The sequence below is a fragment of the Streptomyces scabiei 87.22 genome (assembly GCF_000091305.1).
GTDB classification, from domain to species: Bacteria; Actinomycetota; Actinomycetes; order Streptomycetales; family Streptomycetaceae; genus Streptomyces; species Streptomyces scabiei.
Genome location: NC_013929.1, coordinates 3,276,152 through 3,297,317, shown reverse-complemented (window position 1 = coordinate 3,297,317; position 21,166 = coordinate 3,276,152). Strand labels below are relative to the sequence as shown.

Genomic DNA, 21,166 nt, shown 5'->3' with positions numbered 1-21,166 from the left:
ATGTTTGTTGGATCCGGTAGTGTTAACCTCAAGTCTGCACCTGCCCCAGCCATGGCGAGGTGCTTATCGTCCCCGTCAGGGACAACCTTTCTTCCGGGAGTCTCCCAAGCCGCACTGTGCTTCGTACGTCAAGCTCTACGCCGTACGCAGGCACTGAGCGGTCTGCCGAGCAGGCCCCGGAACAGGCGCGTCGCCGATCCCCGTGACACGGACACTCAGTGCCACGGCCCGGAAAGCGCCGAATCATCAGAAATCTCCTCCGCCGCCTTTGGCGGACCACCGCCCCGGCACGGTCCACCCGAACAGGGCCGAAGCCGGACAGCACAAACGGTCGCCGAGCCAGAAGGCCGACGTCCGCTCCAGGGAAGGACCCTTCGTGAGCGACACCACCGATCTGATGGGCGCACGTGTCGAGGACACCGCTGCCGCGCCCGCCACGGACGCCGCGCCTGCCAGCGGTGCCGGCTCCCGGCGGCGCCGCGGCACCGGCCTAGAGGGCATGGTGCTGGCCGAGCTGCAGCAGGTCGCATCCGGCCTCGGCATCAGGGGCACCGCGCGGATGCGCAAGAGCCAGCTGATCGAGGTCATCAAGGACGCGCAGGCGGGAGGGGGCGCCCCGGCCAAGGCCGAGGCGGCCACCGAGACCAAGCCGAAGCGCCGCGCCACCTCCAAGGCACGCACGGGCGACGACGCGGCCCCGGCCGAGAAGGCCCCCGCCAAGAAGGCCGAGGCGCCCGCCGCGAAGGCCGTGGCCCAGCAGCAGATCGAGATCCCCGGCCAGCCGGCCGGCGGGGACGAGGCGCCCACCGAGCGCCGCCGACGCCGTGCCACCGCCGACGCGGGCAGCCCCGAGACGGTCACCGCCGAGGCCAAGAGCGAGCCCAAGGCCGAGACGCCGGTCCAGGCCGAGGCCAAGGCCGACGCCGGTGACCAGGGCGAGGCCCGTCAGGGCCGCCGTGAGCGCGGCCGGGACCGCGGCGAGCGCACCGACCGCGCGGAGCGCGGCGAGCGCGGCCGCCGGGGCAAGGGCGACGAGCAGCAGGGCGGCGGTCAGCAGGGCGGCGGCCAGCCGCAGCGTGACCGCGGCCAGCAGCAGGGCCAGCAGCAGGGCGGCGGTCGCCAGGACCGTGACCGTCAGCGTGACAACGGCCCGCAGGACGACGACGACTTCGACGGCGGACGCCGTGGCCGTCGCGGCCGCTACCGGGACCGTCGTGGCCGTCGCGGCCGTGACGAGATCGGCACCCCGGAGCCGCAGCTCGCCGACGACGACGTCCTGATCCCCGTCGCGGGCATCCTGGACATCCTCGACAACTACGCGTTCATCCGGACCTCCGGCTACCTGCCGGGCCCGAACGACGTGTACGTGTCCCTCGCCCAGGTCCGCAAGAACGGCCTGCGCAAGGGTGACCACGTCACCGGTGCGGTCCGCCAGCCCAAGGACGGCGAGCGCCGCGAGAAGTTCAACGCGCTGGTCCGCCTCGACTCCGCGAACGGCATGGCCGCCGAATCGGGCCGTGGCCGACCGGAGTTCAACAAGCTGACGCCGCTCTACCCGCAGGACCGGCTCCGCCTGGAGACCGACCCGGGGGTGCTCACCACCCGCATCATCGACCTCGTCGCGCCGATCGGTAAGGGCCAGCGCGGTCTGATCGTGGCCCCGCCGAAGACCGGCAAGACCATGATCATGCAGGCGATCGCCAACGCGATCACGCACAACAACCCCGAGTGCCACCTGATGGTCGTCCTCGTCGACGAGCGTCCGGAAGAGGTCACCGACATGCAGCGGTCGGTGAAGGGCGAGGTCATCTCCTCGACCTTCGACCGTCCGGCCGAGGACCACACGACGGTCGCCGAGCTGGCCATCGAGCGTGCCAAGCGCCTCGTCGAGCTGGGCCACGACGTGGTCGTACTGCTCGACTCGATCACGCGTCTGGGCCGTGCGTACAACCTGGCGGCGCCGGCCTCCGGCCGCATCCTGTCCGGTGGTGTCGACTCGACCGCCCTGTACCCGCCGAAGCGCTTCTTCGGTGCGGCCCGCAACATCGAGGACGGCGGTTCGCTGACCATCCTCGCCACCGCGCTGGTGGACACCGGGTCCCGCATGGACGAGGTCATCTTCGAGGAGTTCAAGGGCACGGGCAACGCCGAGCTGAAGCTGGACCGGAAGCTCGCCGACAAGCGGATCTTCCCGGCGGTGGACGTCGACGCGTCCGGTACCCGCAAGGAAGAGATCCTGCTCGGCAGCGACGAGCTCGCCATCACCTGGAAGCTGCGACGTGTGCTGCACGCGCTCGACTCCCAGCAGGCGATCGAGCTGCTTCTGGACAAGATGAAGCAGACGAAGTCGAACGGCGAGTTCCTGCTGCAGATCCAGAAGACGACGCCGATGCCCGGTAACGGCGACTAGTCGAAAAGCACTGCGCTGGGGCCACCCTCCATGTGAGGGTGGCCCCAGTTTTCTGTAGGGGGACACGTGTACGATCACGGTCTTCATGCTCGGAACAATTGTTGTAATCCCAGGGGGGAATCGAGTGGCTAGACCCTTGTCCGGAGCCATGGCCGCCGCGATAGCGGGGGCGTTGCTGCTGACGTCGGCGAGCGGGGTCTCCGCCGACACCGGCACGACGCCCGACGCACTGGACGTGCGGATCGCCAAGGCCATGGCCGCGGGCGACTCCGCGAACGCGAACCTTCCGGAGCGGCAGCCGTCGTCGAGCGCGAGCTCCGACGGCGGCCTCGAACGGTCCGCCCAGATCATCGGCGGCTCGACGACCACGATCGGCTCGGCGCCGTGGATGGCGCAGCTCTGGTACTACGACCCGACCCAGGACCTCGGCTTCTTCTGCGGCGGCTCGGTCGTCTCGCCGACGAAGATCCTCACCGCCGCGCACTGCGTCGACAAGGACTACTTCGACTGGGTCAAGTACGGCGAGATCATCACCGGCACCGACCAGCTGCCCACGGCCGTCTACAACGACGACGGCACCCTCGACCACGTCGACTACCACGGCGGCACCCGCAGCACGCTGACGCGCCAGTGGAACCACTCCTCGTGGGACGAGGCGGCGATCGACAACGACGTCGCCGTCCTGACGCTGTCGGCGCCGGTCAAGGCCACGCCGATCAAGATGACGACCTCGGACGACACCGCCTCGTACAAGGCCGGCACCTCGGCCAAGGCGTACGGCTGGGGTCGTACCAGCTCCAAGACCGACGACATCTCGCAGAAGCTCAAGACGGCCACGCTGCCGATCGTGAGCGACACCACCTGCGGGGCCACGTGGGACAGTTACTTCATCAAGGGCCACATGGTCTGCGCGGGCAAGCCCGCCGGCGGCACCGACGCCACGACCACCGCCACCTGCAACGGTGACTCCGGCGGCCCGCTCGTGGTCAACAACAAGGTCGTCGGCGTCGTCTCCTGGGGCGTCATCGACTGCGTCGCCAAGGGCGCCTACCCGGTCTTCGCCAAGGTCAGCAAGTACGTCGGCGCGACCTACCCGCGCGTCGACGACGCCGCCATCACCCGGGACGGCAAGGCCGACGTCTTCCTGCGCAACAAGGAGACCGGCACGGGCTACGTCCGCGCCTCCACGGGCTCCAAGCTGGGCGACCGCGCGTCCCTGAGCTCCAACGGCAGCTGGACCGGCTACAACCTCGTCCAGCAGACCGACCTGAACCGGGACGGCTACCAGGACTTCGTGCTGCGCCGCTCCTCCGACGGTGACGTCTTCTGGCGGCGGTACGTGCCCTCGTCCAAGACCTGGACGACCACGCAGATCTTCGACGACTGGAAGACCCGCACCCGGATCATCACCCCGGGTGACGTCACCGGCGACGCCCTGCCCGACGTGCTCTCGGTCGACTCAGCGGGCTCCCTGTGGATCTACCCCGGCAAGGGCACCGGCTCCTTCGGCACCCGCGTCAAGGTCAGCACGGGCTGGAACTCGTACAACGCGGTGCTCGGTCACGGCGACTTCACCGGCGACGGCAAGGCCGACCTGATCGCGCGCACCAAGACCGGCTCGAACATCTACCTGTTCAAGGGCACCGGCAAGTCCGGCACGGGCGCCTTCGCCGCCAAGATCAAGGTCCGCTCGGACTGGAGCTCCTACAACACGCTGATCACCCCCGGTGACGTGAGCGGCGACGGCAGGGCGGACCTCCTGGCCCGTACCCCGGCCGGCACGCTCTACCTCTACAAGGGCACCGGCAAGGCCACGAGCGAGATCTTCGGCACACGCGGCTCGGTCGGCAGCAGCTACGCCCAGTACGACCTGCTCGGCTGAAACACCAGGTGAGCCCGGCTCCCCGGGCTCATCGGTCACTCACGGTGCCCATCGCGTTCTACGCGATGGGCACCGTTCGTCGTGCAACCCTTTCCCGGATTACTCCGTCTGACCGAACGGAGTGACCATGGAGCGGTATGGCCACATCCGTCCCGGCAGGCCTGGGCCTGAGCGCAGGGGGTAACCGACCGGAAAGGGAACCGAGGAGCAGATGTCCGCCGAGAACACGCAGGCAACCGGCAACCCGGGCAGTCCCGGCACCACCGGCCCGCGCCACCGGGCGAGCAAGGGCCGCCGCCGCAGGACACGCGGCGGCCACAGCAAAGCGGCGGTCGCCGTCCTGTGGACCGCCGCGGGCGTGCTCGTGCTGGGCGGCACGGGCATCGGGTACCTGTACTTCAAGCTCAACGGCAACATCAAGAGCGTCGACATCAACCAGGCCCTCGGCACCGACCGGCCCCTCGACGTCGACAACGGCTCGCAGGACATCCTCGTCCTCGGCTCCGACACCCGCTCGGGCAGCAACAAGAAGCTCGGCGGCGGTGTCGACGACGGCAGCGCCCGCTCCGACACGGCGATGGTCGTGCACGTCTACGAGGGCCACAAGCGGGCCAGCGTGGTCTCCATACCCCGGGACACCCTCGTCGAGCGGCCGGAGTGCACCGACGCCAAGGGCACGACGCATCCGGCGGCCTCGTACGCGATGTTCAACTCCGCGTACTCCACGGGTGGCGCGGCGTGCGCGGTGAAGACCGTCGAGTCCATGACCGGCATCCGCATGGACCACTACATCGAGGTCGACTTCGCGGGCTTCGAGAAGCTGATCAACGTCCTCGGCGGGGTCGACATCACCACCACCAAGGACATCAAGGACCCGGACAGCCACCTGAACCTGAAGGCGGGGGAGCACACGCTCACCGGCAAGCAGGCCCTCGGCCTCGTCCGTACCCGGCACGGGGTCGGCGACGGGTCCGACCTCGGGCGCATCCAGCTCCAGCAGGCGTTCATCAAGGCACTCATCGAGCAGGTCAAGGACGTCGGCGTCCTCGGCAACCCGAAGAAGGCGTACGACCTCGCCGTCTCCGCCACCGACGCCATCACCACCGACTCCGACCTGAAGACCGTCAACGACCTCGCGTCCTTCGCGAGCGGCCTCAAGGGCATCGGCGCCAAGAACATGACGATGGTGACCATGCCGGTCCAGTACGACCCCGACGACCCCAACCGCGTCCTGGTGGACGAGGCGAAGGCGAAGCAGGTCTGGGCGGCCCTGAAGGCCGACAGGCCGATCCCGAAGGCGGCGACGAAGGGCACGGCGACGGGCAGCGCCGAGGGCGTCGTGCGCGCCGGCACCTGAGCGGCACGGGGAACCGGGGCGGCCGTACGGCGGAGGCGGGGCGGCGGGGAATACCTGAGCCCACCCCCTGGTTTGGGGAGATGGCACCAGTGCTGGCAGACTGGTACGTCGGCTCCGGTTCACGCTCCCGCATCCCGCGGCGGCGACCCGGCGCCCTCCCGAACCTAGGAGACACCTTGAAGCGCGACATCCACCCCGAGTACGTCGAGACGCAGGTCAGCTGCACCTGTGGCGCGTCGTTCACCACCCGTAGCACGATCGAGAGCGGCACCATCCGTGCCGAGGTCTGCTCCGAGTGCCACCCGTTCTACACGGGCAAGCAGAAGATCCTCGACACCGGTGGCCGCGTGGCCCGCTTCGAGGCCCGCTTCGGCAAGGCCACCGCTGCCAAGAAGTAGCGAGCCCCCAGCGCCGGTCCGCGGTGCCCCTCCGGGGGCATCGGGACCGGCGCTTTGCGGTGCAGCGCACAGGCACGGACCGGGGGCGACGCCCCCGGGACCGGCCCACTCACAACGTTCGTACAGGGAGCCGGAGAGATGTTCGAGGCGGTCGAGGAACTGGTCGGGGAGCACGCCGACCTGGAGAAGAAGCTCGCCGACCCGTCGGTCCACGCGGACCAGGCCAACGCGCGCAAGCTGAACAAGCGCTACGCGGAGCTGACCCCGATCGTCGGCACGTACCGCACCTGGAAGCAGACCGGCGACGACATCGACACGGCCCGCGAGTTCGCCGCGGACGACCCGGACTTCATCGCCGAGGTCAAGGAGCTGGAGAAGCAGCGCGAGGAACTGACGGAGAAGCTGCGGCTGCTCCTCGTCCCGCGCGACCCCAGCGACGACAAGGACGTCATCCTGGAGATCAAGGCCGGCGCGGGCGGCGACGAGTCCGCCCTGTTCGCCGGTGACCTCCTGCGCATGTACCTGCGGTACGCCGAGCGCGTCGGCTGGAAGACCGAGATCATCGACTCCACCGAGTCCGAGCTGGGCGGCTACAAGGACGTCCAGGTCGCCGTGAAGACCAAGGGCGGCCAGGGTGCCACCGAGCCCGGCCAGGGCGTCTGGGCGCGGCTGAAGTACGAGGGCGGGGTGCACCGCGTGCAGCGGGTGCCCGCGACCGAGTCGCAGGGCCGCATCCACACCTCCGCGGCCGGGGTGCTCGTCACCCCCGAGGCCGAGGAGGTCGACGTCGAGATCAACGCGAACGACCTGCGGATCGACGTCTACCGCTCCTCCGGGCCCGGCGGGCAGTCCGTCAACACCACCGACTCCGCCGTGCGCATCACGCACATCCCCACCGGAGTCGTCGCCTCCTGCCAGAACGAGAAGAGCCAGCTGCAGAACAAGGAGCAGGCGATGCGTATCCTGCGCTCCAGGCTGCTCGCGGCGGCGCAGGAGGAGGCGGAGCGGGAGGCCGCCGACGCCCGCCGCAGCCAGGTCCGCACGGTCGACCGCTCCGAGAAGATCCGCACGTACAACTTCCCGGAGAACCGCATCTCGGACCACCGGGTCGGATTCAAGTCGTACAACCTGGACCAGGTCCTGGACGGCGAACTCGACGCGGTGATCCAGGCCTGTGTCGACGCGGACTCGGCCGCGAAGCTGGCGGCCGCGTAAGGCACGCCCGAGCACGAAGAAGTACGACGGAGGACTTGCGTGAACCTGCTGCTCGCGGAAGTGGCCCAGGCCACCCAGCGCCTGGCCGACGCCGGCGTGCCCTCGCCGCGCAACGACGCGGAGGAGCTCGCCGCGTTCGTGCACGGCGTCAAGCGGGGCGAGCTGCACACCGTCAAGAACTCCGACTTCGACGCCCGCTACTGGGAGGTCATCGCCCGGCGCGAGCAGCGTGAGCCGCTCCAGCACATCACCGGACGCGCGTACTTCCGCTACCTCGAACTTCAGGTCGGGCCAGGGGTGTTCGTGCCCCGGCCGGAGACCGAGTCGGTGGTCGGCTGGGCCATAGACGCCGTGCGCGCGATGGACGTCGTCGAGCCGCTCATCGTCGATCTGTGCACCGGTTCCGGCGCCATCGCGCTCGCCCTCGCCCAGGAGGTGCCGCGCTCGCGGGTGCACGCCGTGGAGCTGTCCGAGGACGCCCTGACGTGGACCCGCAAGAACATGGCGGGCTCCCGCGTCGACCTGCGCCAGGGCAACGCCCTCGACGCCTTCCGCGACCTCGACGGCCAGGTCGACCTCGTCGTCTCCAACCCGCCGTACATCCCGCTCACGGAGTGGGAGTACGTGGCGCCCGAGGCCCGCGACTACGATCCCGAACTCGCCCTGTTCTCGGGCGAGGACGGTCTCGAACTCATCCGCGGCCTGGAGCGCACCGCACACCGGCTCCTGCGCCCCGGAGGTGTCGTCGTCATCGAGCACGCCGACACCCAGGGCGGCCAGGTGCCGTGGATCTTCACCGAGGAGCGGGGCTGGGCCGACGCGGCCGACCACCCGGACCTCAACAACCGGCCGCGGTTCGCGACCGCCCGCAAGGCGCTGCCCTGATGAGCACGAGCAGGGGCACGCGCCCCGTCACCACCCCCCAGCAGCAGTACGTGTACGAGGAGGCCCGCTAGATGGCACGGCGATACGACACCAACGACGCGACCGACCGCGCCACCGGTCTGCGCGAGGCCGCGTCCGCCGTCCGCCGGGGCGAGCTCGTGGTGCTGCCGACGGACACCGTGTACGGCATCGGCGCGGACGCCTTCACCGCCGAGGCCGTGGCCGACCTCCTGGAGGCCAAGGGCCGGGGCCGCAGCATGCCCACGCCCGTGCTCATCGGCTCCCCGAACACCCTGCACGGCCTCGTCACGGACTTCTCCGAGATGGCCTGGGAGCTGGTCGACGCCTTCTGGCCGGGCGCGCTGACCCTCGTCGCCAAGCACCAGCCGTCGCTGCAGTGGGACCTCGGCGACACCCGCGGCACCGTCGCCGTCCGCATGCCGCTGCACCCCGTCGCCATCGAACTGCTGACCGAAGTCGGCCCCATGGCGGTCTCCTCGGCCAACCTGACCGGGCACCCGGCCCCGGAGAACTGCGACGCCGCCGAGGCCATGCTGGGCGACTCCGTCTCCGTCTACCTCGACGGCGGCCCGACCCCCGGCATCGAGCCGTCCTCGATCGTCGACGTCACGGGCAAGGTGCCGGTCCTGCTGCGGGCGGGCGCCCTGTCGGCGGAGGAGCTGCGCAAGGTCGTACCCGACCTCGAGGTGGCGAATTGACGGCCCCTGACGCGGGGCGTGGCATATGGGACGGGGAAGAGACGCGGACCTTCACGGGGCTGCCGCGGGACACCTTCCGCATCCTCCACGTCAGCACAGGCAACGTGTGCCGCTCACCGATCACCGAGCGGCTGACCCGGCATGCCCTCGCGGACCGGCTCGGGGACCCGCTCTGGGGAGGTCTGGTCGTCGAGAGCGCCGGGACGTGGGGGCACGAGGGGGCGCCCATGGAGGCGAACGCGGAGGCGGTCCTCGCGGACTTCGGCGCGGACGCCTCCGGCTTCACCGGGCGTGAGCTGCTCGACGAGCACGTCATCCGCGCCGACCTGGTGCTGACGGCCACCCGGGACCACCGGGCCCAGGTCATCTCCATGGGGCACTCCGCCGGGCTGCGCACGTTCACCCTCAAGGAGTTCACCCGCCTGGTCCGCGCCATCGACCCCACCACCCTGCCCTCCCTGGAGGAGGGCATGGTCGTCCGCGCACGCGCGCTGGTCCGTGCCGCCGCCGCTCTACGCGGGTGGCTCCTGGCCCCCACCGCCGAGGCCGACGAGGTCTACGACCCGTACGGCGCGCCTCTCCCGTTCTTCCGGTCGGTCGGCGACGAGATACACCAGGCACTGGACCCCGTCGTGACCGCGCTGACAGGGGTGCCGGCCCGGGCGTAGCCGTCGCCGGGCCCCGGTCCCGCGGACGTCGGCGGGCACGACGTCGCGCACGCGGGGCGTCCCGGGCCTACATTGGTGCTACGTCACCGTCGACGCCCCGGAGTCCACCATGTCGGTCACCCCTGTCCTAGAGGCCGATGTCCTGCGGCGGCAGGACCCCGAGCTGGCCGACATCCTGCTCGGCGAGCTGGATCGGCAGGCGACGACGCTGCAGCTCGTCGCCGCGGAGAACTTCACCTCGCCGGCCGTGCTGGCCGCCCTCGGCTCACCGCTCGCGAACAAGTACGCGGAGGGCTATCCGGGGGCCCGGCACCACGGCGGCTGCGAGATGGTGGACGTCGCCGAGCGGCTGGCCGTGGAACGGGCGAGGTCGCTGTTCGGGGCCGCACACGCCAACGTCCAGTCCCACTCGGGCTCTTCGGCCGTGCTCGCCGCGTACGCCGCCCTCCTGCGCCCCGGCGACACCGTGCTCGCGATGGGCCTGCACTTCGGCGGTCACCTCACCCACGGGTCGCCCGCGAACTTCTCCGGGCGCTGGTTCGACTTCGTCGGGTACGGGGTCGAGGCGGAGTCCGGGCTCATCGACCACGAGCAGGTACGGACCCTCGCGCGCACACACCGGCCCAAGGCCGTCGTCTGCGGGTCGATCTCGTACCCCCGCCACATCGACTACGCGTTCTTCCGGGAGGTCGCCGACGAGGTGGGGGCCTACCTCATCGCCGACGCCGCCCACCCGATCGGGCTGGTCGCCGGGGGAGCGGCGCCCAGCCCGGTGCCGTACGCCGACATCGTGTGCGCCACCACGCACAAGGTGCTGCGCGGGCCGCGCGGCGGGATGCTGCTGTGCGGGGACGAGCTGGCCGAACGCGTGGACCGGGCGGTGTTCCCGTTCACGCAGGGCGGCGCGCAGATGCACACCATCGCCGCGAAGGCCGTCGCGTTCGGCGAGGCGGCGACACCGGCGTTCACCGCGTACGCCCATCAGGTGGTCGCGAACGCCCGCGTACTGGCCCGGGGGCTGGCCGAGGAGGGGCTCGTGGTCGTCACCGGCGGTACCGACACCCACCTGCTCACCGTCGATCCCGCGCCGCTCGGCGTCGACGGACGCACCGCCCGCGGCCGGCTGGCGGCCGCCGGGATGGTCCTCGACTGCTGTGCCCTGCCCCACGGAGACGCCCGTGGCCTGCGGCTCGGTACGGCCGCGCTGACCACCCAGGGCATGGGCGAGACGGAGATGGCCCGGCTCGCCGTACTGTTCGCGGGGGCCCTGCGGGAGGGCGGGGACGGCAAGCGGACCCGTGAAGAAGTACGGGACCTGGCCGGAAGATTTCCGCCGTATCCGCGCTGAGGTGGGGTAGACGCACCACCAGGCACAGCATCACGTGCAACCATCGTCGCTACCCGGATGTCCTCAACCTTATGCGCGCCTCGCTAGGGTGTGGGGCTGTGATGGCCAGCGAGACCTGTGGGGAAGCCCGTGCGTGAATACCTCCTGACGCTCTGCATCACGGCCGCGGTGACGTACCTGCTGACAGGGCCGGTACGGAAGTTCGCGATCGTGGCCGGAGCCATGCCGGAGATCCGTGCGCGCGACGTCCACCGAGAACCGACGCCGCGCCTCGGCGGCATCGCGATGTTCTTCGGCCTGTGCGCCGGTCTGCTGGTCGCCGACCATCTGACCAACCTCAGCGAGGTCTTCGCCAAGTCCGACGAACCACGCGCACTGCTCTCCGGGGCCGCGCTGATCTGGCTCATCGGCGTCCTGGACGACAAGTTCGAGATCGACGCGCTGATCAAGCTCGGCGGGCAGATGATCGCGGCCGGCGTGATGGTCATGCAGGGTCTGACGATCCTCTGGCTGCCCGTCCCGGGTGTCGGCATCGTCGCGCTGACCCAGTGGCAGGGCACGCTGCTCACGGTCGCCCTGGTCGTCATCACCATCAACGCCGTCAACTTCGTGGACGGCCTCGACGGCCTCGCGGCCGGCATGGTCTGCATCGCCTCCGCCGCGTTCTTCATGTACGCCTACCGCCTCTGGTACAGCTACGGCATCGAGGCCGCGGCCCCCGCCACCCTCTTCGCGGCGGTCCTGATGGGGATGTGCCTGGGCTTCCTGCCGCACAACATGCATCCCGCCCGGATCTTCATGGGCGACTCCGGCTCGATGATGATCGGCCTGGTACTGGCGGCCGGCGCGATCTCGGTCACCGGGCAGGTGGACCCGGACGTGATGAACCTGTACGGCTCGGAGCGCAGCACGGTCTACTCGATGGTGCCGGTCTACATCCCGCTGCTGATGCCGCTGACCATCATCGCGATCCCGGCGGCCGACCTGATCCTCGCGATCGTGCGGCGCACCTGGCGCGGCCAGTCGCCCTTCGCCGCCGACCGGGGACATCTGCACCACCGCCTCCTGGAGGTCGGGCACTCGCACAGCCGGGCCGTGCTGATCATGTACTTCTGGTCGGCGGTCATCGCCTTCGGCGCCCTCGCCTACACCGTGAACGCGGCGTCCATGTGGATCGTCCTCGCCATCGCGATGTTCAGCGGAGTCGGGCTCTTCCTCCTGCTGCTGCCCCGCTTCACCCCGCGCGCCCCGCGCTGGGCGCAACGCATCGTGCCGCCGCGCTACCGCCGCCGCGCGGTCGTCCCGGCGGCCCCGGAGCCGGCCGCGGACTGGACCCCGTCCCTCAACGGCGCGACGGCGATCGGCGGCCGTACCCACGAGCACGAAGCGGAACCCAGCCCGGCGGGCGCGCGCCGCTGAGCCGCGATCGGCTGCCGCGACCGCCGTCGCGGTGCCTCGCGGGGGTTCGGGAAGCGGCCGGAGGCCGGGTGCGACGTACGCACCCGGCCTCCGGCCGTCCGTCGTGCGGGCGCACGGGCCGGGCGTCGCGCTGACGGCAAGGTAAGAATCTGACTAACGCTTTGCCGATGCCATGCAAGAACCTGACGGTGCAAAACGGCCTTATACCAGACAACTCGGCCTGGAATTTGCACAGACGGGCGGGTTCACTCTCATGTGTGACACCTGGCACAGCATTCAGGTAAAGACCTCATCAAATAGTTTGTGATACGGTTCACGAGAACCCGGGACAGAGTCGAAGGACCGCAATGCGACGGTCCATTGGCGTGAGATTTCCGCTCGCCCCCGGGGTCTACGCTCGTCCATGACGACACCCTGCCCCCTCAGCAAGCGGAGTTGCCGCCATGCCGTCCAATGACGTCCGGACCCTCCTTCAGGCAGCCGTACCCACGGCGGCCGCCGGCGCGATCGCCGCTGTCATCAGCGGTGTGGTCGTCGGAGGCAAGGGGGCTCTCGGTGCCGTCGTCGCGGCGGTGATCACGATCCTCTTCATGGGAATCGGGCTCTACGTTCTGCAGCGCACCGCCAAATCGCTTCCTCATCTGTTCCAGATGATGGGCTTGATGCTCTACGCGGCACAGATCCTGCTGTTGTTCATCTTCCTGTCCGCGTTCAAGAACACCACGCTGTTCCATCCCAGGGCCTTCGCGTTCACGCTCGTCGCCACCACGCTCGTGTGGATCGCGGCACAGACGCGCGCACATATGAAGGCCAAGATCCTCTATGTCGAACCCGATGCGTCCACGGGCAACAAGCCCGAAAAATCGGGGCACTCGTCGTGAGGAGTAGGGCCGGGATAAGGGCGTGTACGAACTCCTGCTATCGTCCGGTGCCAACTGCGGCATCGCGGGCGCGGGCATCTGAGCTGACGCCTGCTCAATCGCGAGGCTTGATGCCCCCCAGCCGCCCCCACATCCGTAACACCAGTCCAGTGCCGACCCGCGGCTGTGCGCCGCGCCGACACAACGAGGTTGCCGTACCCATGCGTCACGCCGAAGGAGCCCGTGGTGAGTGCTGACCAGACCCAGCTCGCCTTTGACTGGAGCTGTCGGATCATGTCCGACAACGGCTGTGGCTTCCCGGCTCCGGGCCTGCACTCGTTCCTCTTCAAGCCGATCGCCACGGTCGGGGGGTTCGAGTTCAACAAGGTGATGCTGCTCGCGCTCATCACCACCCTCCTGGTGATCACCTTCTTCACACTCGCCTTCGGCAAGGCGAAGGTGGTACCGGGCAAGCTGCAGATGATCGGTGAGGCGGGCTACGACTTCGTACGCCGCGGCATCGTCTACGAGACGCTGGGCCGTCGCGAGGGCGAGAAGTACGTCCCGCTGATGGTCTCGCTGTTCTTCTTCATCTGGGTCATGAACATCTGGTCCGTGATTCCGCTGGCCCAGTTCCCGGTGTCGTCGATCATCGCCTATCCGATGGTCCTGGCCGCCATCGTCTACGTGGTCTGGGTCTCGCTGACCTTCAAGAGGCACGGTTTCGTCGGCTTCTTCAAGAACGTCACCGGCTACGACAAGTCGCTCGGCCCGGTGCTGCCCCTCGTGATGGTCATCGAGTTCTTCTCGAACCTGTTGGTCCGCCCGTTCACTCACGCGGTGCGACTCTTCGCCAACATGTTCGCCGGCCACCTGATGCTGGTCATGTTCACCGTTGCCTCCTGGTACCTGCTGAACAGCTGGATGATCCCGGCGGCCGGTGTCTCCTTCGTCATGACCATCGTCATGATCCTCTTCGAGCTCTTCGTGCAGGCCGTCCAGGCGTACGTCTTCGTGCTCCTCGCCTGCTCGTACATCCAGGGCGCGCTCGCCGAGCACCACTGAGTCACGCGCGCCACCAGCCCCCAGAACGTCCGGTGGCCAACCCCCGCCGGTCCATGAAAGAGAAGGAAGAATCAGCATGGCTGCCATGGAGACCCTCGCCGCCCTTGAAGGCAACATCGGTTCCGTCGGCTACGGCCTCGCCGCCATCGGCCCCGGCGTCGGCGTCGGCATCATCTTCGGTAACGGCACCCAGGCCCTGGCCCGCCAGCCCGAGGCCGCCGGTCTGATCCGTGCCAACCAGATCCTCGGCTTCGCCTTCTGTGAGGCGCTCGCCCTCATCGGCATCGTCATGCCCTTCGTCTACAACTGACGAGCCCTGACGAGCAAACCTTTCAACGAAAGGCACTGATGTGATCGCCAACCTGGTACAGCTGGCGGCCGGGGAAGAGCAGAACCCGCTCATCCCGCCCGGCCCCGAGCTGCTCGTGGGCGCCATCGCCTTCGCCATCGTGTTCTTCTTCTTCTGGAAGAAGCTCCTTCCGAACATCGACAAGGTTCTGAAGGAGCGTCGCGCGGCGATCGAGGGCGGTATCGAAGAGGCCGACGCCATGAAGGTCGAGGCCCAGAGCGTGCTGGAGCAGTACAAGGCCCAGCTCGCCGAAGCCCGGCACGAGGCCGCGCGGCTGCGCCAGGAGGCGCAGGAGCAGGGCGCCACGCTCATCGCCGAGATGCGGGCCGAGGGCCAGCGGCAGCGCGAGGAGATCATCGCCGCCGGTCACTCGCAGCTGGAGGCCGACCGCAAGGCCGCCTCTTCGGCGCTGCGTCAGGACGTGGGCAAGCTCGCCACCGACCTGGCCGGCAAGCTCGTCGGCGAGTCCCTCGAGGACCACGCCCGGCAGAGCCGCGTCATCGACCGTTTCCTCGATGATCTCGAGGAGAAGGCCGAGGCCGCGCGATGAACGGAGCGAGCCGCGAGGCCCTGGCAGCCGCACGGACGCGTCTCGACGCGCTGACGGACTCCACGTCCGTGGACGCGGCGCGTCTCGCCGACGAGCTGGCCGCCGTCACCGCGCTGCTCGACCGTGAGGTGTCGCTGCGTCGGGTCCTCACCGACCCGGCGCAGGCGGGCGAGGCCAAGGCCGAACTGGCCGGCCGTATCCTCGGCGGCCAGGTCGGCGCGACCACGGTCGACCTGGTGTCCGGTCTGGTGCGCTCCCGCTGGTCGCAGCCCCGCGACCTGGTGGACGCGCTGGAGCAGCTGGCCTCCGTCGCCGACCTCACCGCCGCGCAGCAGTCGGGCTCGCTCGACGACGTCGAGGACGAGCTGTTCCGCTTCGGCCGGATCGTCGCCTCGAACACCGAGCTGCGGGCCGCGCTGACCGACCGGGCCGCCGGTGCCTCCGCCAAGAGCGAGCTGCTGCGCAGCCTGCTCGGCGGCCGCGCCAAGGCCACCACCGAGCGTCTGGTGACGCGACTCGTGGCAGCGCCGCGTGGACGTAGCCTGGAAGCGGGACTCGACTCCCTGTCCAAGCTCGCCGCCGAGCGCCGGGACCGCGTGGTCGCCGTCGTCACCTCGGCGGTCCCGCTGAGCGACGCGCAGAAGCGACGCCTGGGCGCCGCCCTGGCGAAGCTCTACGGCCGTGCCATGCACCTCAACCTCGACGTGGACCCCGAGGTCCTCGGCGGGATCAGGGTCCTGGTCGGCGACGAGCTGATCAACGGCTCGATCGCGGACCGACTCGAGGACGCCGGCCGCCGCCTGGCGAGCTAGCACCAAACTTCATAGCAGTACGTACGTATGTCTGCGGCCCGGTTGGGCCGTGCAGAGGATTCACCTCTTTCAGGGGGGAGTCCCCATCCCCCCAAAGTGAAACTTCGGGCCCAACAAGGAGAGCAGGGAACCCAGATGGCGGAGCTCACGATCCGGCCGGAGGAGATCCGGGACGCGCTGGAGAACTTCGTCCAGTCGTACCAGCCGGACGCGGCCTCGCGCGAAGAGGTCGGTACGGTCACGCTTGCCGGCGACGGCATCGCGAAGGTCGAGGGTCTTCCCTCGGCCATGGCCAACGAACTGCTGAAGTTCGAGGACGGCACCCTCGGCCTCGCGCTCAACCTGGAAGAGCGCGAGATCGGCGCCATCGTCCTCGGTGAGTTCAGCGGCATCGAGGAGGGCCAGCCGGTCAGCCGTACCGGTGAGGTCCTGTCGGTGGCCGTGGGCGAGGGCTACCTCGGCCGCGTCGTCGACCCGCTCGGCAACCCGATCGACGGCCTCGGCGAGATCGAGACGTCCGGTCGCCGTGCCCTGGAGCTGCAGGCTCCCGGCGTCATGGCCCGTAAGTCGGTGCACGAGCCGATGGAGACCGGCTACAAGGCCGTCGACGCCATGACCCCGGTCGGCCGCGGCCAGCGTCAGCTGATCATCGGCGACCGCCAGACCGGCAAGACCGCCCTGGCCGTGGACACGATCATCAACCAGCGCGACAACTGGCGCTCCGGTGACGTGAACAAGCAGGTCCGCTGCGTCTACGTCGCCATCGGCCAGAAGGGCTCGACCATCGCCTCCGTGCGTGGCGCCCTCGAAGAGGCCGGCGCGCTGGAGTACACGACCATCGTTGCCGCCCCGGCGTCCGACCCGGCCGGCTTCAAGTACCTGGCGCCGTACACCGGTTCGGCCATCGGTCAGCAGTGGATGTACGAGGGCAAGCACGTCCTCATCATCTTCGACGACCTGTCGAAGCAGGCCGACGCCTACCGCGCCGTGTCGCTGCTGCTGCGCCGCCCGCCGGGCCGTGAGGCCTACCCGGGTGACGTCTTCTACCTGCACTCCCGTCTGCTGGAGCGCTGCGCGAAGCTCTCCGACGAGCTGGGTGCCGGCTCGATGACCGGTCTGCCGATCGTCGAGACGAAGGCCAACGACGTCTCGGCGTTCATCCCGACCAACGTCATCTCCATCACCGACGGCCAGTGCTTCCTGGAGTCGGACCTCTTCAACGCCGGTCAGCGCCCCGCGCTGAACGTCGGTATCTCCGTCTCCCGAGTCGGTGGTTCCGCGCAGCACAAGGCGATGAAGCAGGTCTCCGGCCGTCTGCGCCTCGACCTCGCCCAGTACCGTGAGCTGGAGGCGTTCGCCGCCTTCGGTTCCGACCTGGACGCCGCGTCGAAGTCGCAGCTGGAGCGGGGTCAGCGTCTGGTCGAGCTGCTGAAGCAGCCGCAGTACCAGCCGATGCCGACCGAGGACCAGGTCGTCTCCGTCTGGGCCGGTACCACCGGCAAGATGGACGACGTCCCCGTCTCCGACGTCCGCCGCTTCGAGAAGGAGCTGCTGGAGTACCTGCACCGCAAGGAGCAGGGCCTCATGACCTCCATCAAGGAGGGCGGCAAGATGTCGGACGACACCCTCACCGCTGTCGCCGACGCGATCGTCGAGTTCAAGAAGCAGTTCGAGACCTCGGACGGCAAGCTGCTCGGCGAGGACGCCCCGGCCGTCAACGTCTCCAAGTGACGTAAGGAAGGGACCTGACTCATGGGAGCCCAGCTCCGGGTCTACAAGCGTCGCATCCGATCCGTCACCGCGACCAAGAAGATCACCAAGGCGATGGAGATGATCGCCGCCTCGCGCGTCGTCAAGGCGCAGCGCAAGGTGGCGGCCTCCGCGCCGTACGCGGCCGAGCTCACCCGCGCGGTCACGGCGGTCGGTACCGGTTCGAACACCAAGCACCCGCTGACCACGGAGGCGGAGACGGCGACCCGTTCCGCGGTGCTGCTCCTCACGAGCGACCGCGGACTGGCCGGCGCCTTCAACTCCAACGCCATCAAGGTCGCCGAGCAGCTGACGGCGCGCCTCCAGGCGGAGGGCAAGGAGGTCGACACGTACATCGTCGGCCGCCGCGGTCTGGCCCACTACAACTTCCGCGAGCGCAAGGTCGTGGAGTCGTGGTCGGGCTTCACCGACGAGCCCACCTACGCGGACGCGAAGAAGGTCGCGGGTCCGCTCATCGAGGCCATCGAGAAGGACACGGCCGACGGCGGCGTGGACGAACTCCACATCGTCTTCACCGAGTTCGTCTCGATGATGACGCAGTCGGCGCTCGACGCCCGGCTGCTGCCACTCAGCCTCGACGAGGTGGCGAAGGAGGCGGCGCCGAAGGGCGAGATCCTTCCGCTGTACGACTTCGAGCCGTCGGCGGAGGACGTCCTCGACGCCCTGCTGCCGCGCTATGTCGAGAGCCGTATCTACAACGCGATGCTTCAGTCGGCCGCTTCCAAGCACGCCGCCACCCGCCGCGCGATGAAGTCGGCCACCGACAACGCGGGCGAGCTGATCAACACGCTCTCCCGCCTTGCCAACGCGGCCCGCCAGGCCGAAATCACCCAGGAAATCAGCGAGATCGTCGGTGGCTCCGCAGCCCTGGCCGACGCGAACGCGGGGAGTGACAGGTAATGACGACGACAGTTGAGACGGCCGCTGCCACGGGCCGCGTCGCCCGGGTCATCGGCCCGGTCGTCGACGTGGAGTTCCCCGTCGACGCCATGCCCGACATCTACAACGCCCTTCACGTCGAGGTCGCCGACCCGGCCGAGGACGGCGCGAAGAAGACGCTGACCCTGGAGGTCGCCCAGCACCTGGGTGACGGCCTGGTCCGCACCATCTCCATGCAGCCCACCGACGGTCTGGTCCGCCAGGCCCCGGTCACCGACACCGGTGCCTCCATCACGGTGCCGGTCGGCGACTTCACCAAGGGCAAGGTGTTCAACACCCTCGGTGAGGTGCTGAACAGCGAGGACACCTACGAGGGCGAGCGCTGGGGCATCCACCGCAAGGCCCCGAACTTCGACGAGCTCGAGTCGAAGACCGAGATGTTCGAGACCGGCGTCAAGGTCATCGACCTTCTCACCCCGTACGTCAAGGGTGGAAAGATCGGTCTGTTCGGTGGTGCCGGCGTCGGCAAGACGGTGCTCATCCAGGAGATGATCTACCGCGTCGCCAACAACCACGACGGTGTCTCCGTGTTCGCCGGTGTCGGTGAGCGCACCCGTGAGGGCAACGACCTCATCGAGGAGATGTCCGAGTCGGGCGTCATCGACAAGACCGCGCTGGTCTTCGGCCAGATGGACGAGCCCCCGGGCACCCGTCTGCGCGTGGCCCTGGCCGGTCTGACCATGGCGGAGTACTTCCGCGATGTGCAGAAGCAGGACGTGCTGTTCTTCATCGACAACATCTTCCGCTTCACCCAGGCCGGTTCCGAGGTGTCGACCCTGCTCGGCCGTATGCCCTCCGCGGTGGGCTACCAGCCGAACCTGGCCGACGAGATGGGTCTCCTCCAGGAGCGCATCACCTCGACCCGTGGTCACTCGATCACCTCGATGCAGGCGATCTACGTCCCCGCGGACGACCTGACCGACCCGGCCCCGGCCACCACCTTCGCCCACCTCGACGCGACGACGGTTCTCTCCCGTCCGATCTCCGAGAAGGGCATCTACCCGGCCGTGGACCCGCTGGACTCCACGTCCCGCATCCTGGACCCCCGCTACATCGCGGCGGACCACTACAACACGGCGATGCGCGTCAAGACGGTCCTGCAGAAGTACAAGGACCTCCAGGACATCATCGCGATCCTCGGTATCGACGAGCTCGGCGAGGAGGACAAGCTCACCGTCCACCGCGCCCGTCGCGTGGAGCGCTTCCTGTCCCAGAACACCCACGTCGCCAAGCAGTTCACCGGCGTCGACGGGTCGGACGTTCCGCTGGACGAGTCGATCACCGCGTTCAACGCGATCATCGACGGTGAGTACGACCACTTCCCGGAGCAGGCGTTCTTCCTCTGCGGTGGTATCGAGGACCTCAAGAAGAACGCGAAGGAGCTCGGCGTCAGCTGACGTCAGGCACTCGTGGCAGAGGGGGCGAGACCGTACCTCTTGGGGTGCTGTCCCGCCCTTCTCTGTACTCCCACTAGAATTGACCCAACACCCGGCGGAACTGCCGGGTGGTGACCCGAGGAGCCATCTTGGCTGCTGAGCTGCACGTCGCGCTGGTCGCGGCCGACCGAGAGGTCTGGTCGGGCCAGGCCACCCTGGTCGTCGCCCGTACCACGTCCGGCGACATCGGCGTCATGCCCGGTCACCAGCCGCTGCTCGGTGTGCTGGAGTCGGGCCCGGTGACCATCCGTACGAGTGACGGCGGCACCGTCGTCGTCGCCGTGCACGGCGGTTTCATCTCGTTCGCGGACAACAAGCTGTCCCTGCTGGCCGAGGTCGCGGAGCTGGCCGACGAGATCGACGTCCAGAGCGCGGAGCGCGAGCTGGAGCGGGCGAAGGCGGCCGGCGACGCCGCCGCCGAGCGCCGCGCGGATGTACGACTGCGTACGGCGGCGGCGCGCTGAGCCCGCACGCCGTGTGATGCTGTACCTCAGCCGCGGCCGGGTCTGGATGACTTCATCCTGACCCGGCCGCGGCTGAGGCGAATGTGGGTGTTTTTTACGTTCCATTACCTAGCAGTGGCATTACCTAGGAGACGAGGAGGTCGGTGTCGATGGTCCTCGCTCTGGCTGTGTGCGGGTCGGTGATCGCGCTCGTGGTGGTGGGGCTCTTCGTCTTCGGACTGCGCAGGCGCCTCATCCAGCGCTCCGGCGGCACCTTCGACTGCAGCCTGCGCTGGAACGCGCCCGAGAAACCCGGGGACGGCGAGAACGGCAAGGGCTGGGGCTACGGAGTCGCCCGCTACAACGGCGACCGCATCGAGTGGTACCGCGTCTTCTCGTACTCCATCCGCCCCCGCCGTGTCCTGGAGCGTGCCGCGATCGAGGTGGCCGGGCGCCGCACCCCCGAGGGCGAGGAGGAGATGGCACTCCTCTCCGACGCCGTGATCCTCGCGTGTCTGCACCGCGGGACCCGGCTCGAACTGGCGATGAGCGAGGACGCGCTGACCGGGTTCCTCGCCTGGCTGGAGGCAGCCCCGCCCGGACAGCGAGTGAATGTGGCGTAGCCGCATTCACTCGCTGTG

20 protein-coding genes are annotated in these 21,166 nt (G+C 69.0%); all 20 read left to right on the top strand.

The window, feature by feature from the left end; translation table 11 throughout:
• Positions 1-376: 376 nt before the first annotated feature.
• The 20 genes from rho (at position 377) to SCAB_RS13630 (ending at position 21,148) form a co-directional block, all read left to right on the top strand.
• Positions 377-2,410 carry a transcription termination factor Rho gene (gene rho / locus SCAB_RS13725; RefSeq protein WP_173402873.1) on the top strand — a complete coding sequence of 678 codons (2,034 nt, stop codon included), beginning with the start codon at positions 377-379 and terminating at the stop codon, positions 2,408-2,410.
• Between the two features lie 148 nt (positions 2,411-2,558).
• Positions 2,559-4,292, top strand: coding sequence for a trypsin-like serine protease (locus tag SCAB_RS13720; protein ID WP_013000671.1), 1,734 nt, complete (start codon positions 2,559-2,561; stop codon positions 4,290-4,292).
• 211 nt (positions 4,293-4,503) lie between these two features.
• The gene (locus SCAB_RS13715) at positions 4,504-5,649 is read left to right on the top strand and encodes an LCP family protein (RefSeq protein WP_013000670.1); all 1,146 of its coding nucleotides are present in this window, start codon (positions 4,504-4,506) and stop codon (positions 5,647-5,649) included.
• Positions 5,650-5,825: 176 nt separating this feature from the next.
• Positions 5,826-6,047 carry a 50S ribosomal protein L31 gene (rpmE, locus tag SCAB_RS13710; protein WP_013000669.1) on the top strand — a complete coding sequence of 74 codons (222 nt, stop codon included), beginning with the start codon at positions 5,826-5,828 and terminating at the stop codon, positions 6,045-6,047.
• Positions 6,048-6,185: 138 nt separating this feature from the next.
• Positions 6,186-7,262 (top strand): peptide chain release factor 1, encoded by a 1,077-nt coding sequence (gene prfA, locus SCAB_RS13705; protein ID WP_013000668.1) that lies wholly within the window; start codon positions 6,186-6,188, stop codon positions 7,260-7,262.
• Between the two features lie 39 nt (positions 7,263-7,301).
• On the top strand, positions 7,302-8,147 hold the full coding sequence (gene prmC / locus SCAB_RS13700) for a peptide chain release factor N(5)-glutamine methyltransferase (protein WP_013000667.1): 846 nt from the start codon (positions 7,302-7,304) through the stop codon (positions 8,145-8,147).
• Positions 8,148-8,218: 71 nt separating this feature from the next.
• A complete protein-coding gene (locus SCAB_RS13695; RefSeq protein WP_013000666.1) occupies positions 8,219-8,866 on the top strand; it encodes an L-threonylcarbamoyladenylate synthase in 648 nt (215 codons plus the stop codon).
• A complete protein-coding gene (locus tag SCAB_RS13690; protein WP_037728589.1) occupies positions 8,863-9,534 on the top strand; it encodes an arsenate reductase/protein-tyrosine-phosphatase family protein in 672 nt (223 codons plus the stop codon). Before SCAB_RS13695 ends, SCAB_RS13690 begins: the two co-directional genes overlap by 4 nt.
• A 109-nt stretch (positions 9,535-9,643) precedes the next feature.
• Positions 9,644-10,882, top strand: a complete 1,239-nt coding sequence (locus SCAB_RS13685) for a serine hydroxymethyltransferase (protein WP_013000664.1) — start codon at positions 9,644-9,646, stop codon at positions 10,880-10,882.
• A gap of 129 nt (positions 10,883-11,011) precedes the next feature.
• On the top strand, positions 11,012-12,301 hold the full coding sequence (locus SCAB_RS13680; RefSeq protein ID WP_013000663.1) for an MraY family glycosyltransferase: 1,290 nt from the start codon (positions 11,012-11,014) through the stop codon (positions 12,299-12,301).
• Positions 12,302-12,744: 443 nt separating this feature from the next.
• Positions 12,745-13,182: a hypothetical protein gene (locus SCAB_RS13675; protein WP_013000662.1), complete on the top strand. Its 438-nt coding sequence runs from the start codon at positions 12,745-12,747 to the stop codon at positions 13,180-13,182.
• A 273-nt stretch (positions 13,183-13,455) separates the two neighbouring features.
• Positions 13,456-14,226: a F0F1 ATP synthase subunit A gene (gene atpB / locus SCAB_RS13670; RefSeq protein WP_013000661.1), complete on the top strand. Its 771-nt coding sequence runs from the start codon at positions 13,456-13,458 to the stop codon at positions 14,224-14,226.
• Between the two features lie 76 nt (positions 14,227-14,302).
• Positions 14,303-14,536 carry an ATP synthase F0 subunit C gene (atpE, locus tag SCAB_RS13665; protein ID WP_013000660.1) on the top strand — a complete coding sequence of 78 codons (234 nt, stop codon included), beginning with the start codon at positions 14,303-14,305 and terminating at the stop codon, positions 14,534-14,536.
• 40 nt (positions 14,537-14,576) lie between these two features.
• Positions 14,577-15,125, top strand: a complete 549-nt coding sequence (locus tag SCAB_RS13660; protein WP_013000659.1) for a F0F1 ATP synthase subunit B — start codon at positions 14,577-14,579, stop codon at positions 15,123-15,125.
• A complete protein-coding gene (locus SCAB_RS13655; protein ID WP_013000658.1) occupies positions 15,122-15,937 on the top strand; it encodes a F0F1 ATP synthase subunit delta in 816 nt (271 codons plus the stop codon). Before SCAB_RS13660 ends, SCAB_RS13655 begins: the two co-directional genes overlap by 4 nt.
• Positions 15,938-16,072: 135 nt before the next feature.
• Positions 16,073-17,668, top strand: coding sequence for a F0F1 ATP synthase subunit alpha (atpA, locus tag SCAB_RS13650; RefSeq protein ID WP_037728596.1), 1,596 nt, complete (start codon positions 16,073-16,075; stop codon positions 17,666-17,668).
• A gap of 21 nt (positions 17,669-17,689) precedes the next feature.
• Positions 17,690-18,607: a F0F1 ATP synthase subunit gamma gene (locus SCAB_RS13645; RefSeq protein WP_013000656.1), complete on the top strand. Its 918-nt coding sequence runs from the start codon at positions 17,690-17,692 to the stop codon at positions 18,605-18,607.
• Positions 18,607-20,043, top strand: a complete 1,437-nt coding sequence (gene atpD / locus SCAB_RS13640) for a F0F1 ATP synthase subunit beta (protein WP_013000655.1) — start codon at positions 18,607-18,609, stop codon at positions 20,041-20,043. The genes SCAB_RS13645 and atpD overlap by 1 nt, the downstream gene beginning before the upstream one ends.
• A 128-nt stretch (positions 20,044-20,171) precedes the next feature.
• The gene (locus SCAB_RS13635) at positions 20,172-20,546 is read left to right on the top strand and encodes a F0F1 ATP synthase subunit epsilon (RefSeq protein WP_013000654.1); all 375 of its coding nucleotides are present in this window, start codon (positions 20,172-20,174) and stop codon (positions 20,544-20,546) included.
• 149 nt (positions 20,547-20,695) lie between these two features.
• On the top strand, positions 20,696-21,148 hold the full coding sequence (locus SCAB_RS13630) for a DUF2550 domain-containing protein (protein WP_037728597.1): 453 nt from the start codon (positions 20,696-20,698) through the stop codon (positions 21,146-21,148).
• Positions 21,149-21,166: the final 18 nt, after the last annotated feature.